14 protein-coding genes are annotated in these 14091 nt (G+C 64.7%); 9 read left to right on the plus strand and 5 right to left on the minus strand.

What is annotated here, in order from left to right:
• Positions 1 to 221: 221 nt before the first annotated feature.
• The 5 genes from QX010_RS13630 (at position 222) to QX010_RS13650 (ending at position 4237) form a co-directional block, all read left to right on the plus strand.
• Positions 222 to 1067, plus strand: a complete 846-nt coding sequence (locus QX010_RS13630; protein ID WP_315803658.1) for an electron transfer flavoprotein subunit beta/FixA family protein — start codon at positions 222 to 224, stop codon at positions 1065 to 1067.
• Between the two features lie 36 nt (positions 1068 to 1103).
• Complete coding sequence (locus QX010_RS13635; RefSeq protein WP_316179968.1) at positions 1104 to 2210, plus strand: electron transfer flavoprotein subunit alpha/FixB family protein; 1107 nt, start codon at positions 1104 to 1106, stop codon at positions 2208 to 2210.
• Between the two features lie 22 nt (positions 2211 to 2232).
• Positions 2233 to 3540: an FAD-dependent monooxygenase gene (locus QX010_RS13640; protein ID WP_315803656.1), complete on the plus strand. Its 1308-nt coding sequence runs from the start codon at positions 2233 to 2235 to the stop codon at positions 3538 to 3540.
• A 41-nt stretch (positions 3541 to 3581) separates the two neighbouring features.
• On the plus strand, positions 3582 to 3878 hold the full coding sequence (locus QX010_RS13645; protein WP_172112536.1) for a ferredoxin family protein: 297 nt from the start codon (positions 3582 to 3584) through the stop codon (positions 3876 to 3878).
• Positions 3879 to 4030: 152 nt separating this feature from the next.
• A complete protein-coding gene (locus QX010_RS13650) occupies positions 4031 to 4237 on the plus strand; it encodes a molybdopterin-binding protein (protein WP_315803799.1) in 207 nt (68 codons plus the stop codon).
• A 27-nt stretch (positions 4238 to 4264) separates the two neighbouring features.
• Here QX010_RS13650 and QX010_RS13655 read toward each other — a convergent pair whose 3' ends face one another.
• On the minus strand, positions 4265 to 4828 hold the full coding sequence (locus QX010_RS13655) for a DUF2478 domain-containing protein (RefSeq protein ID WP_316180160.1): 564 nt from the start codon (positions 4826 to 4828) through the stop codon (positions 4265 to 4267).
• A 73-nt stretch (positions 4829 to 4901) separates the two neighbouring features.
• Here QX010_RS13655 and modD point away from each other — a divergent pair, with 73 nt between their 5' ends.
• On the plus strand, positions 4902 to 5777 hold the full coding sequence (modD, locus tag QX010_RS13660) for a ModD protein (RefSeq protein WP_316179969.1): 876 nt from the start codon (positions 4902 to 4904) through the stop codon (positions 5775 to 5777).
• Positions 5778 to 5790: 13 nt separating this feature from the next.
• On the opposite strand, the gene QX010_RS13665 is transcribed toward modD, so the two are convergent.
• From QX010_RS13665 to QX010_RS13680, 4 genes are all read right to left on the minus strand, one after another.
• Entirely contained in the window at positions 5791 to 8133 is a 2343-nt protein-coding gene (locus QX010_RS13665; protein ID WP_316179970.1) for an ABC transporter substrate-binding protein, read from the minus strand.
• A 106-nt stretch (positions 8134 to 8239) separates the two neighbouring features.
• Positions 8240 to 9157: a sel1 repeat family protein gene (locus tag QX010_RS13670; RefSeq protein WP_316179971.1), complete on the minus strand. Its 918-nt coding sequence runs from the start codon at positions 9155 to 9157 to the stop codon at positions 8240 to 8242.
• A 503-nt stretch (positions 9158 to 9660) separates the two neighbouring features.
• Complete coding sequence (locus QX010_RS13675) at positions 9661 to 10206, minus strand: carboxymuconolactone decarboxylase family protein (RefSeq protein ID WP_316179973.1); 546 nt, start codon at positions 10204 to 10206, stop codon at positions 9661 to 9663.
• 2 nt (positions 10207 to 10208) lie between these two features.
• Positions 10209 to 10763: a peroxiredoxin gene (locus QX010_RS13680; RefSeq protein ID WP_315713058.1), complete on the minus strand. Its 555-nt coding sequence runs from the start codon at positions 10761 to 10763 to the stop codon at positions 10209 to 10211.
• Positions 10764 to 11350: 587 nt separating this feature from the next.
• On the opposite strand from QX010_RS13680, the gene QX010_RS13685 reads away from it, so the two are divergent.
• The 3 genes from QX010_RS13685 to QX010_RS13695 are packed head-to-tail and all read left to right on the plus strand — an operon-like array spanning position 11351 to position 14081.
• On the plus strand, positions 11351 to 12397 hold the full coding sequence (locus QX010_RS13685; protein WP_316179975.1) for an ABC transporter substrate-binding protein: 1047 nt from the start codon (positions 11351 to 11353) through the stop codon (positions 12395 to 12397).
• 17 nt (positions 12398 to 12414) lie between these two features.
• Positions 12415 to 13218: an ABC transporter ATP-binding protein gene (locus tag QX010_RS13690; protein ID WP_316180161.1), complete on the plus strand. Its 804-nt coding sequence runs from the start codon at positions 12415 to 12417 to the stop codon at positions 13216 to 13218.
• On the plus strand, positions 13215 to 14081 hold the full coding sequence (locus tag QX010_RS13695) for an ABC transporter permease (RefSeq protein ID WP_316179977.1): 867 nt from the start codon (positions 13215 to 13217) through the stop codon (positions 14079 to 14081). The genes QX010_RS13690 and QX010_RS13695 overlap by 4 nt, the downstream gene beginning before the upstream one ends.
• Positions 14082 to 14091 lie beyond the last annotated feature (10 nt).

The following is a 14091-nucleotide window of genomic DNA, read 5'->3' on the forward strand; positions in this document are numbered from 1 at the left end:
CACTGGCGGCGCTTCTGCTTTCAGGCGAGCGGTGCGCTCTCAAAGTCCTGTCGCATTCCCGACGCGTGTTGCTTGCGACGTGTCGGACCTCGGCGGCGAGTTCTCAGAAGCAGTTCAGGTTCATGCGCCAAGGTGTTGAATCCGTGCCGATAATCATCGCGGCCGAAACTGGTACGACAATTGCTGTCCTGATCGCAGGCCTACACACCCGGAGTGATCGCATGCATATCGTCGTCTGCATCAAGCAGGTTCCGGACTCCGCGCAGATCCGCGTTCATCCGGTGACCAACACCATCATGCGCCAGGGTGTGCCGACCATCATCAACCCCTACGACCTGTTCGCGCTCGAGGCGGCGCTGCAACTGCGCGACAAGTTCGGCGGCGAGGTGACGGTGCTGACGATGGGGCCGCCGTCCGCCGAAGACTCGCTGCGCCGGGCACTGACCTACGGGGCCGATCGCGCCGTGCTGCTGACCGATCGCTTCTTTGCCGGCGCCGATACGCTGGCGACCACCTATGCGCTGGCGACAGCCATTCGCAAGATCAGCGAGACCTTCGGAGCGCCGGACATCGTGTTCACCGGCAAGCAGACGATCGACGGCGACACCGCGCAGGTCGGCCCGGGCATCGCCAAGCGTCTGGGCCTGCTGCAACTGACCTATGTGGCGAAGATCAACGAGGTCGATCCCGTCGCGCGCACCATCGAAGCCGAGCGTCGCTCCGAGGGCGGCGTTCAGGTGCTGAAGACCAGGCTGCCGTGCCTGGTGACGATGCTGGAGGCGACCAACGAGATCCGCCGCGGCGCCATGGCGGATGCGCTGCGTGCGGCGCGCGCTCAGATCGTGACCTGGAGCGCCAAGGACGCCGGCGTCGAGGACATCTCGAAGTGCGGCCTGAAGGGCTCGCCGACCATCGTGAAGCGGGTCTTCGCGCCGTCGGCCCGGGCGGAGAAGGCGACCATGGTCGACTTCTCGAACCGCGCGCCGGCCGACGCGCTGATCGAGGAATTGTTCAAGCGGCAGCCGAAGCTCGAAGCCGAGCTGACGACGTCAGCACACGGCTTCTGATCCAGACGGCTTTTGACGGACCAAGGGACGACGATCATGAGCGAACCCACCAAAGCACCGCCCGCCGCAGCCGGTCGCGCCGCGACCAAGAAGGAGCTGCCCGAGCATTTCAAGGCCTACAAGCACGTCTGGGTGTTCATCGAGCAGGAGCGCGGCCAGGTTCACCCGGTGTCCTGGGAGCTGATGGGCGCCGGCCGCAAGCTTGCCGACAAGCTGAAGGTTGATCTGGCGGCCGTGGTGATCGGTCCTCCCGGAGACGCCGTGCAGCACGCTGCCGCGGAGTCGTTCTGCTATGGCGCCGATCTCGCCTACATCGTCGCGGACGGCGTTCTTACCGACTATCGCAACGAAGCCTACACCAAGGCGCTGACCGACGTCGTCAACACCTTCAAGCCGGAAATCCTGCTGCTCGGCGCCACCACGCTCGGCCGCGACCTCGCGGGCTCCGTCGCGACGACGCTGCTCACGGGTCTGACCGCCGACTGCACTGAACTCGACGTCGATGCCGACGGCTCCCTGGCCGCGACGCGGCCGACCTTCGGCGGCTCGCTGCTCTGCACGATCTACACGCTGAACTACCGGCCGCAGATGGCGACCGTCCGCCCGCGCGTGATGCCGATGCCGGACCGCGTCGAGAAGCCTGCGAGCCGCGTCATCGAGCACAAGCTCGGTCTCGTCGAGGAGGACATCGTCACCAAGGTGCTGTCCTTCATTCCGGATCGCGATTCCGCCAAGTCCAATCTCGCCTATGCCGACATCGTCGTGGCCGGCGGGCTCGGGCTTGGCTCGCCGGAGAACTTCCAGCTCGTCAAGGGGCTCGCGTCGGTGCTCGGCGCCGAATTCGGCTGCTCCCGGCCACTGGTGCAGAAGGGCTGGGTCACGTCCGATCGGCAGATCGGCCAGACCGGCAAGACCATCCGGCCCAAGCTGTACATCGCCGCAGGCATTTCCGGCGCGATCCAGCATCGGGTCGGTGTCGAGGGCGCCGATCTGATCGTCGCCATCAACACCGACAAGAACGCGCCGATCTTCGACTTCGCGCATGTCGGCATCGTCACCGACGCGATCCGGCTGCTGCCTGCGCTGACGGAGGCATTCCGTGCGCGTCTGTCGCCGCATTCGCGCGATCGCATCGCAAGCTAGGCACCAGAGAGGGAGCAGGGCAATGATCGAGGAACGTTTCGACGCGATCGTCGTGGGTGCCGGCATGGCCGGCAATGCGGCTGCGCTGACCATGGCTCAGCGCGGCATGAAGGTGCTGCAGCTCGAGCGCGGCGAGTATTCCGGCTCGAAGAACGTGCAGGGCGCGATCCTCTACGCCGACATGCTGGAGAAGCTGATTCCGGACTTCCGCGAGGAAGCGCCGCTCGAACGCCATCTGGTCGAGCAGCGCTTCTGGATGCTCGACGACAAGTCGCATGTCGGCCTGCACTACAAGTCGGACGACTTCAACGAGGAGAAGCCGAACCGCTACACCATCATCCGTGCCCAGTTCGACAAGTGGTTCTCGTCCAAGGTCAAGGAAGCCGGCGCCACCGTGCTGTGCGAGACCACCGTCACCGAGCTGGCGCAGGACGCCTATGGCAAGGTGATCGGCGTCAGGACCGATCGACGCGATGGTGAGATCCATGCCGACGTCGTCGTGCTGGCGGAGGGCGTCAACGGCCTGCTCGGGAGCCGCGCCGGCCTGCGCGAGCGGCCGAAGCCGGAGAACGTCGCGCTCGCGGTCAAGGAGATGCACTTCCTGCCGCGCGAGACGATCGAGGCGCGCTTCAACCTGAAGGGCGACGAGGGCGCCGTCATCGAGGCCGTCGGTACGATTTCCCGCGGCATGACCGGCATGGGCTTCATCTACTCCAACAAGGAGTGCATTTCGCTCGGCATCGGCTGCCTCGTCTCCGACTTCCAGAAGACCGGCGAGACGCCCTACGGCCTGCTCGAGCGGTTCAAGCAGCATCCGTCGGTGGCGCCGCTGATCGAGGGCTCGGAAGTCAAGGAGTACTCGGCGCATCTCATTCCCGAAGGCGGCTACAACGCGATCCCGCAGCTCTGCGGCGATGGCTGGGTCGTGGTCGGCGATGCCGCCCAGCTCAACAACGCCGTTCACCGCGAGGGCTCCAATCTCGCGATGACCTCGGGGCGCATCGCGGCCGAGGCGATCTTCCAGGTGAAGTCGCGCCGTGATCCGATGACCAAGGAGAACCTCGCGCTCTACAAGAAGATGCTGGAGGACTCCTTCGTCATCAAGGATCTGAAGAAATACAAGGACATGCCGGCGCTGCTGCACAACCAGTCGCAGAACTTCTTCCTGACCTATCCGCAGCTCGTCTCCAAGGCGATGCAGAACTTCGTGCGCGTCGACGGCACGCCGAAGAAGGAGAAAGAGAGCAGCACCGTGCGCTCCTTCGTGAATGCAAGGTCATGGACCGGCCTGTTCGGCGACGCCTTCAGGTTTGCCCGGGCGTGGCGATGATTGGTGAATGAACGAAACAGCTTAAGCGAGGGAGATCAGACATGAGCACGGACGTCGCGGTCAGGGTCGAAGACAAGCTGTTCTACAATCGCTATCAGGTCGATCCCGGCCGGGCCCATATCAAGGTCCGTCCGCATACGACGCCGACGCCGCAGTTGAAGGCGCTTCTCAAGGCCTGCCCGGCACGCTGCTACGAGCTCAACGACAAGGGCCAGGTCGAGATCACGGTCGACGGCTGCATCGAATGCGGCACCTGCCGGGTCATCGGCGAGGCCAGCGGCGACATCGAGTGGAGCTATCCGCGCGGCGGCTACGGCGTGCTGTTCAAGTTCGGCTGATGCCCGTCGGATCGCGCAGGTCGACGAGGTGCCGCAAACCGGTGCCGGATCATCAATCCTATATCGTTCTTGATATAGGTCATTGAGTTCGGGCCCGCGTTCTGCTTACATTCTGGGGCAGCAACGAAGCTGCAATCGATGAGGAACAGCACGTGAAGCTGAGCGCACGAAACGTCTTGCCGGGACGGATCATCTCGGTTGAAAAGGGAGCGACCACCGCCCACGTCAAGGTGGAGCTCGCCCCGGGACTGACGGTCTTCTCGGCGATCACCAACGAGGCGGTGGAGGAGCTCGCGCTTGCCGTCGGCGACAGCGTCTCCGCCGTCATCAAGTCGTCGGATGTGATGATCGGCAAATAGGAACATGGCGCCGAATTGTTGCGCCGATCAGCCGGTCGATGCGTGGCGCGCGCGCAGGCCGAGCCACCAGGTTTCCATCGCCGAACGTGACGGCTGCAGCAGCGTGCCGAAGTCGCCCGCAAAGCTCCGCCAGTCGTCGATGCATTTCTGCGGCACGGCCGTCAGTACCGGAATGCCCGAGGTGATCGCGTCGGCCAGCTCGCCGCGCAACCCGCTTCCCGCAGCCTCCTGCTTGGAGAACTTGTTGATCACGATGAGGTCGGCATGGGCTGCGATCGCGCGGTGAACGGCCATGCCGGCTTCGGCAAGGCCCGCGGTGTCGAGCTTGCAGGCCGTCGATCCGGCGCCGAGGTCCTGGCAGATCGAGATCGTGTCGCCATTGCCGAGATCGATCACGTCCATTCCGCTTTTCTTGCCGACCTCGTCTCTCGTATTGCGCTGAACGATGCCGCCGACCCGGACGCCCCGTCGCAGCAGCTCCTGGGCAAAGGCGTCCAGCAAGGCATCGGCATCGTCGCCCGGTCCATAGAGAATCGCGGCGAGACGGGGCTGATTGAGCTCAACGGGGGCAGGAAGATCGTGCGGGATCATGCGGGGCCTGGCGATCGGAGACGGGCAGCGACCAGGGTTTATATAGAGGATGCAGCCTGTGGAGAAAGAGCAGATGTCGCGCGCGCCGACCATCGCTACGCACAATGATCTCGAAGTGCTGCTCCGCGACGATGTCCCCTATGGCGACCTGACGACGGAGACGCTCGGGATCGGCGCCGAGCCGGGCCTGATGCACTTCGCTGCGCGCGGCCGCATGGTGCTGGCATTGGCCGAGGATGCGGCGGCGTTGATCGAGCTCGCGGGCTGCCATGTCGAACTGTTCGCCGGCAGCGGAACGGTGCTGGAGGAGGGGGCTCCGATCCTCCGTGCAGACGGCGCGGCGGCAGGCCTGATGCGGAGCTGGAAGGTGGCGCAGACGCTCATCGAGATCTGGTCCGGCGTCGCGACCGGGGCGGCTGCGATCGTCGGCGCGGCGCGGGCGATCAGGCCGGGCATTGCGGTCGCCTGCACGCGTAAGAACGTCCCCGGCACCAAGCCGTTCGCCGTCGCCGCGGTGAAGGCTGGCGGCGCGGTGATGCATCGGCTCGGCCTGTCGGAGACCGTGCTGGTCTTTCCGGAGCACCGGGCGTTTCTCGGCGATGCGTCGCTTGCCGACGTCGCGGAGCGGTTGCGGCGGAGCGCGCCGGAGAAGCGGATCGTGATCGAGGTCACCACGGTCGAGCAGGCGGTCGCCGCCGCCGTGGCCGGCTTCGACGTGATCCAGGCCGAGAAATTTCTGCCTGCCCAGATCGCTACGCTGGCGGAGCGGATCGCCATCAGCGCGGCGCTACAGCGTCGGCCGATCATTGCGGCCGCGGGGGGCGTGAATGCGCAGAACGCCGCCGCCTATGCTGCGGCGGGCGCGGACGTGCTGGTCACCTCGGCGCCCTACCTCGCACGTCCCTGCGACGTGCAGGTGCGGATCAGCCCTGCCTCAGCCACGGCTTGACCGCACGACCTGGCTACTGTGGGTGCCGCGGCGCGGCGCGCTTCTGGCGGTTGGCTCGCCATTCCATGAATTCACGGAACAACCGGGGATCGGCCGAAACGCCGCTCGCCTGCATATCGTTGACCTGTGCATTCGCCCCCAGCATCTGGGGAGGCGGCGTATTGCGATCGAGCCAGTCCTGTGCCGTCTTGAATCTTGTCCAGCCCGCGATCGGCGCCAGCGGCGCCACCTCCTGCCATTTCGGGTGGTATGGCGGCCGTTGCAGCGCCTGCATGTTGCTGAAGAAGGCTTCGACCAGCAGAGACAGCCGGCGGTGACGGTCGCTGCCGGCCGGCCAGTTGAACGACGCCAGCACGGCCTCGGCCGCGATCGTGTTCACCGGCGCCGAGGCGCCGACGAGGTTCGGATAGTCCTCGGCGGACAATTGCGCCGGCAGGTAGTCGTCGTGCAGAGCCTTGTCGTAGTCGACGGGCACCAGGTGCAGATTGGGATCGTTGACCTGGCTCAGCCATTGCACCGGCTTGCCCTCGACCGTGATGATCGCGTCGATGTCGCCCTTGCGCAGCATATCCAGCGCCAGCCGCGGTTCGATATAGAGCAGATGCGGCCTGATCCCGAGGCGCTCGAACACGTTGATCGAGGTGACGAAGGTGCCGCCGTCGGGCAGGTCGACGGCGATGGTCTTGCCGTCGAGCTCGCTCAGGCTGGTGATAGATCTCGGCGCCAGCACGTGCATCTCCTCGTTGAACAGCTTGGTGACATAGACCAGTTGCTCGCGGATGTTGTTGGCGAAGTCCTTGCGCTCGAGAAAGGCCAGGGTGTCCTTGCGGATGATGCCGGCGTCGACGCCGCGCAGCAGCAGGATGTCGGCGACCGATTGCACCGAGCCGCGGCCGATCACGGGAAGGATGCGCAGCTCCGTCCCCTTGTCGAGCGCCGATGCGAGGTCCGCACCCATGTTGGCATAGGTGCTGCCGAACGAGCCGGTCATCAGCGTGACGGTATTGGCATTCAGCTGGTTGGCCAGATCGCGCTTCGCCGTACCGTAACGGAAAATGGTCTTGAAGGAATCGCTGACACTGCCGGGATCGATACCGCTCCGCACCGGACCGAAGCGCTGCCACTTCCCGCCGGTGAACTGCATCATCTGCATCTGCTCCAGCGGCGCGTGATCATGGGGGCTGGTGTTGACGGTGATGCCGGGCGTCAGCATCGGCAATTTGAGGCTCTTCAGGGATGCCGCCTGCTTCATGACGTTGTCGCGCGACAGGTCGTCGCCGCAACTCCGCAACACCGCGACCATCGCGTTTGCCGCGAGGTAGCCGAAGGTCGCAAGACCATTGCTTCTCGGTACGTCCGGCAGATAGCGGTCCATGAAGGCGGACCATTCGCGGTAGGATGGATCGCCCGCCGCCGCGGCCTCCTCGCCCTCGTAGTAGTAGCCCGCGGACAGGATGCCTTCGGCATTCTGCAGGCCGGCCGGCTGCATCACGGCGGAGACCGATTCCGAGACTGTCGAGATGATGTGGTCCGGATGCCAGCCGAGCTCGGCCGCGCGGCGGATCGCCATCACGGCAAATTTGGGTGTGGTCACGTCGAAGAAGATGTCGGCGCCGGAGGCCTTCAGCGTGGCGATCTGCTGATTGACGTTGGCGTCCGTCACCTTGTAGCCGGCTTCCGCGACGATCGGAAGCTTGCCGCCCAGGCCGTCCTTCAATCCCTTGACGTAGTCCCTTCCGAAATCGTCGTCCTGATAGAGAATCGCGATCTTGCCGCGGCTGTGGGTCTCCAGCAGGTACTGGGCATAGACGTGCGCCTCGGCCTGGTAGCTTGGCTGAAAGCCCATGGTCCACGGAAAGTCGTGCGGCTGGTCCCATTGCGAGGAGCCGGATGCCACGAACAATTGCGGGACTTTGTTGGCGTTGAGATATGGGCGCACCGCCAGGTTGGGGGCCGTGCCCAGGCTCGCAAACATCAGCAGGACGTTGTCCTCCTCGACGAGCTTGCGCGTCATCTCCACCGTCCTCTGCGGCGCATAGCCGTCGTCGTAGGAAATGAAGTTGATGCGCCGGCCGTTGATGCCGCCCTCGGAATTGATCTTGTTGAAGTAGGCCGCGATCGTCTTGCCGATGACACCATAGGCGAGAGCCGGGCCGCTATAGGGCATGGTGTTGCCGATGCGAATCTCGTTGTCGGCGGCGACCGCTCGATGCCCGGCCAGCGCCAATGTTGCGGACAGAGCCAGGACGAGGCATGCGGCTGTTCGAGAGCGGCTGTTCGTTGCATCCCGTGGTTTGCGACGTCGGCTCCATCTAGCGGCCAAGCAGGCGCGAGCTGCAGCATGGATGCCCTGCATCACCAGTCCTCCCATCGATATGTGGTTCTCGAGCGCAGCAGATCGCGGCCGCCCGTCTCGCCGGGAGCGGTCCGGGTCGCGTCTCGAGCGCTCCGAGATTGATGCGTTACCGTGCAGCCGAGATGCGTCGGCTGGCTTCCGGCGATCCTTGCTCCGCAGCCCTGAGATACCAGGCCCGTGCCTTGGCTGCGTCGGGAACGGCACCGAGCAACCGTGATTTCGTCAGTTCGGCCGGGTCGTAGGTGCGCGCGAGCAGGAGGGAAGCGTCCGCGATGCCGGCGTCGGAAAGCCGCGTCAGAATCAGCCGCGCGCTGGCGACGTCGCCCGCGGCGAGCAGGTCGCGTCCGCGCTTCATCAGCCCGTCGACCTCGTCTCGCGGCAGCGGAACGGTCGGGCGGGGCGAGGCCATCGGCAGCGCAGGGGAGGGAGGGGAGACCGCCGGCGCTGCGGCGGCCGGCGCTGGCGACGTCGGCGTCGAGGGCCATGGCCGCATCGCCAGTTCTGTACTGCTGGGAGCCGCGAGCGCGGCGACCGTCTGCGGGGGATCTTCCTGGGCAACCTTGGCTTCCGCGGGATCGATCTGGGCCAGGCTTTCCAGCACGGCGGTCGGCATGATCGGGCTCTTGCTGCCCGGTGTCGGCCCGCCATTCTCGAAGGAGACCATGTTGACCACCATCATGGCGATGGAGGCCGCGATGCCGACGGCTGCACCGATCTTGATGATGCTGCCCAGCCGGAACGATCTGTCCGGATCCTCCGGCGGCAGCGGCATCACGACGGGATCGAGCTTCGCGCTCCAGGCGCGATGCACCTCCTCATCGTCGAGGTCAAGGGCCGCCGGCCGCGCCGGCAGGGAGCTTGGCCGGGACACCAGATGATGCGGCAGGGGCACGCCGTCGGCAGGCGGATCGAACGTCGTCGGGCCGGCCTCCGTCTGGCGGCGGCGCGGCGCATATCTGCGGAGCTCTTCGCTCGCCCAGGGCGGCGCTGGCTTTGCCGGATCGTTCTGATCTGGAGCACTCATCACTAGCCTCCTGTCTCCGACGAACGGGTCGTGGGAGATAGCTTCAGGACGTCGGGCGCGCGCGGTCCAACCGAAGCGCACATGATGCGACATCGGGGACATTGCATCAACGCTTCCGTCGAGACCGACAGGTCCGGTTTCCTTCCGACATGCACGCCATTGTTTTCGCGCGCCCTGGTCACAATCGATGTTGCTTGGTCCCTAAGCTGATCAATGTTCTTGTCGGGAAGGGTGAGCAGGTAAGGCTATTTGATGGAAATTTCCCGGCGCGCCGCATCGGTGATTGCTCGCGATGCGCGAGACCGGGGGCGAGTTCTGCGCTTTGCAGAAAGATCGGGTGGAGTATCTGGATGCCGCAACCCTCTCGACTTTGCCGCGAGGTCAGGGGCTTAGCGGGCCGAGGAGTTGCAGGCGCGCCAGGAAATTCTGCAACTTAGGCGAGAGGTGGCGAAAAACAAATGCGGCCGGACAATGCCGGCCGCATTCACATATCCGATCGATTTTTACTCCGCCGCCAGCGCGACGGACACACAAGCGGCTTCGATCGCAACGGCAACCGACTGGATGATGGCGGCAAAGCGGACGGCGGTCTGGATCGTGGCCGCGGGCACGCCCGCATCCTGCAGGACCTTCTCATGCGAATCGATGCAGGTGCCGCAGCCGTTGATGGCGGACACCGCGAGCGACCACAGCTCGAAATCGGCCTTGTCGACGCCGGGGTTGGCGATGACGTTCATCCGCAGCCGGGCCGGCATCGTCGCGTACTCCTTGTTCGAGGCAAGGTGCACGAAGCGGTAGTAGACGTTGTTCATGGCCATGATCGCGGCGGCCGATTTCGCCGCCGCCAAAGCGGCGGGCGACAGCTGCGCGGCCGCAACCGATTCGAAGGCCGCAACGACGCTCGGATTGCGAGTCGCAATCGCGCAGGCGACGAACAGGCCATATTTGGCCTGCGGCGACAGCGTCTCGTCGGACGCCATGGATGACAGATTGAGCCTGACATCCTTGGCGAAGTCCGGGATCTGGTCCTTCAACTGCTCGATCGACATGATCAGGCGACCTTCAGGGTCTCGCCGCCGACTTCGCGATTGCACGGGCAGAGCTCGTCGGTCTGCAGCGCGTCGAGCACGCGCAGCGTATCCTTCGGAGCGCGGCCGACATTGAGGTTGGTCGCATAGACGTGCTGGATGGTGTTGTCGGGATCGACGATGAAGGTGTAGCGGTAGGCGACGCCATCCGGCGAACGAACGCCGAGGCCGTCGACCAATGCGCCCTTGGTGTCGGCGAACTGCCAGATCGGCAGCTTGTGCAGATCCTTGTGGTCGCGGCGCCAGGCGAGCTTGCAGAACTCGTTGTCGGTCGAGCCGCCGAGCACCACGGCATCGCGGTCCGCGAAGTCCTTCGCCAGGCGCGCGAACTCGGCAATCTCGGTCGGACAGACGAAAGTGAAATCCTTCGGATAGAAGAAGATGATCTTCCACTTTCCAGGGAAGCTGGTCTCGGTCAGGGTCTCGAAGGCGCTCTCGCCCTTCTCCTCCTGCAGATGAAAGCCGGGTTTCACGCCGACGATTTCAAACGATGGCAGCTTGCTTCCAATTCCGAGCATTTTGCACTCCAAGAAAATTATTGCGCTGCAATAGCGAGGCGCATTGTGCATTGCAAGCGATATGCCATTCGTTTTTAGTATCAGGGGATTGTCGAAAATCCGACACTCGGCGGCGCCATGCTGCAAATGCGAGGACGTGGCGGCGGGGAGCTTGCAGATGCCGCCCGCTTGGGCGGTTTCGAACGTCGGCTTCGCGACATGGTGGTCCGACATTGAGCGGCGGCAGCCGGAGGGCACGCATCGTTGTCTCGGCAACAGGAGGTTGACGTCCCGCCTGGTCTGGGCGCCGCGCGACCTCGTATTGACGGTCGAGCCGGCGGCCGACGTGCAATTTCTTTGTGCGGCCCAAGTGGCAAAATTGACATTATCGCCTTTGTTGCGATGCACGTTTGACCACGGCGACTCCTGAAGCGGCAGCAAGGCGACAAGCCGTCGGCAGATCACGGCGCGGCACGGCGCAAGGTGTCGCACAGCGCACAGTGTTGTCAGCTTTTCAGCAGATCGCGTCTGTTATTTCGCCTTGCTGCACGACGACCCGACCATAGTCTCCTCGCAGATTTTCATTGGCCTGGGAGGAGTTCATCACCATGAGCGAAACTGTCTCGGCATCAAATGCAAGCGCGAGCCTGTCGATCGACCGACGACGATTTCTGGCGAACTCAGCCGCGCTCGCGACAGGATGGGGAGCATCCTCGCTGGTCGGAGCCAGGAGCGCGACGGCGGCGGGCCTGAAGACGGTGCGCTTCAGCGAGGCCGTGCACAATCTCGGCTACATCAATCTCTACGTCGGCATGCACGCCGGGATCTTCAAGAAGAACGGTCTGGACATGCAGGTGAGCGCCGCCGGGGGCGACACCCAGACCTTCGCCGCAGTGCTCGGCGGCTCGGCTGATTTTGCCATCGGCGACGCGACCATGGCACAGATCTCGCGCGAGAACGGCGGTCCTGGTGTGGTGGTCGGGACGGTGGTGCAGAGGGCGCACTATTTCGGCGTCTCCAAGACACTCGAGCCGATCACCGATCCCAAAGCGTTCAAGGGCCTTAAGATCGTGACCTCGCCCGAGCCGAACACCAACTACAGCGTGGCGAAGCGCCTTCTGGAGAAAGCGGGACTGAAGGTCGGCGTCGATGCGACCATCGTCCCCGTCAACCCCGGCACCGAAATCGCCGCGATGCTGGCGGGCCAGGCCGACATCGCGATCGCCTATCAGCCCAGCGTCGCAGCGGCGGAGGCGCAGGGCGCCAAGGTGGTGTTCGACTTCTCGAACTACATCGGTCCGTTCTGCAATACGGGGATCATGGTGCTGCCGACCACGATCCAGAAGGATCCCGAGATGGTGCAGGCGCTGGTGACCTCGTTCGAGGAAGCCTCGCGCAAGACCTACGCCGACCCCGCTTTCTCCAAGGAAGTCGCACGCAAGGAGTTCCCGGACCTGCCCGGCGAGGTCGTCGACAAGGCGATCGACGCCGAGCTGAAATATCTCATTCCGGCGCAGTCGGTGATCACCAAGACGGACCAGTGGGCGAACCTGATGGAAATGCAGGTCTATCTCGGCAACGCCAAGGGCTCGGTGCCGTTCGATCAGATCATCGACAACTCCTTTGCAGAGAAGGCGATCGCCAGCCTCAAATGACCGAGGTGACCGGCATGATGCAGGCCGCGCCGGGCGCCATCGCAGCGCCTGCGCCGCCGCTCGTCGTCGAGCATGTTGCCAAGAGCTACGAGCTTGAGGGCGGCCGCGTGGTGCCGGTGATCGGCGATCTCAGCCTGACATTGCGAGAGGGGGAGATCGTCAGCATCGTCGGCCCGTCCGGTTGCGGGAAGACGACGCTCCTGAACACGCTGTGCGGATTGTTGGCGCCGGATGCCGGCCGCATCCGCTGGCACGGCCGCGAGGTCGCCGGCCAACCGCAGAATGTCGGCTACATGCTGCAGAAGGATCTGCTGCTGCCGTGGCGGACCGCGCTCAGCAACACCATGCTGGGACTCGAGATACATGGCGTTCCGGCCGCCGAAGCGGAGGACCGCTGCCGGGCCTTGCTCGACCAGCTCGGGCTGCACGGCTTTGCCGACCACTATCCCGCGACCCTGTCCGGTGGCATGCGCCAGCGGGTGGCGCTCGCGCGCACGCTGGTCAATGAGCCCGACGTGCTGCTGCTCGACGAGCCGTTCGCCGCGCTGGATTTCCAAAGCAAGCTCCTGATCGAGAACGACACGGTGGGCCTGGTCCGGCAGGGGCGCCGTTCGCTGCTGCTGATCACCCACGACATCGAGGAGGCGGTGTCACTCGCCGACCGGGTGATCGTGCTGTCGAAGCGGCCGACGCAGATCAAGGCGGTCTACGACATTGGGCTCGGCAGCGAGCGCCGCGACGTGATCTCGGTGCGGCAGACGCCAGGCTTCAGTGACTACGTCCGCAGCATTTGGGCCGATCTCGACGTGGTGCTGCAATGACCGCCGACATCGACGCGCCGCCGGTCCGCTCGGCACCGACACCGGTCTCCGAGGCACGGGCGGTTCGGACGCCGACACGTGGGCGGCGATGGCTGCATCTGCGCACCACGCTTGCCGTGCTCGTCACCCAGCTTCTCGTCCTGGCGGCCTTCCTCGCCTTCTGGGAATATGCGACCGGGCAGAACAAGGCTGCCGCCTTCATGTTCGGCTCGCCGTCCGCCATCCTCAAGTTTCTCGCGCAGATGGCCTATGACGGCAGCCTGTGGCGCGACACCTCCGTCACCGGGCTGGAGACGCTGCTCGGCTTCTTCGTCGGCAACTGCATCGGCACATTGATCGGACTGTCGCTGTGGTATTCGCGCTTCGTCTCGCGCGTGGTCGAGCCGTTCGTGATCGCGCTCGGCTCGATTCCGATCATCGCGCTGGCGCCGATCATCATCATCTGGTTCGGCACCGGGCTGATCTCGAAGGTTGCGATGTCGACTTTGTCGGTCGTGATTGTCGCCCTGGTGACCTCGTACAAGGGTGCCACCGGCGTCGATCCCGACCAGATCAATTTGTTCCGCACTCTCGGCGCGTCCAAGTTCCAGATCTTCCGCAAGCTGGTGGTGCCGGCGTCGCTGACGGACATCTTCGCGGGGCTGAAGCTCACCGTCGGCTTTGCCCTGATCGGCGCGATCGTCGGCGAGTTCATGTCCTCCTCCGAAGGGCTGGGGCACGCCATCTTCAAGGCCGGGTCGCTCTATATCATTCCGAAGGTGTTCGCCGCGCTGGTTGCGACGATCGCGCTGGCGCTGGTTCTGACGTTTGCGGTCGGCAAGATCGAGCGGCTGCTGATGCCGTGGCGGCGGCAGCCGCGATGATGCAACGACG

Origin of the sequence: Bradyrhizobium sp. SZCCHNRI1009 (assembly GCF_032487575.1) — a bacterium.
Lineage (GTDB): Bacteria > Pseudomonadota > Alphaproteobacteria > Rhizobiales > Xanthobacteraceae > Bradyrhizobium.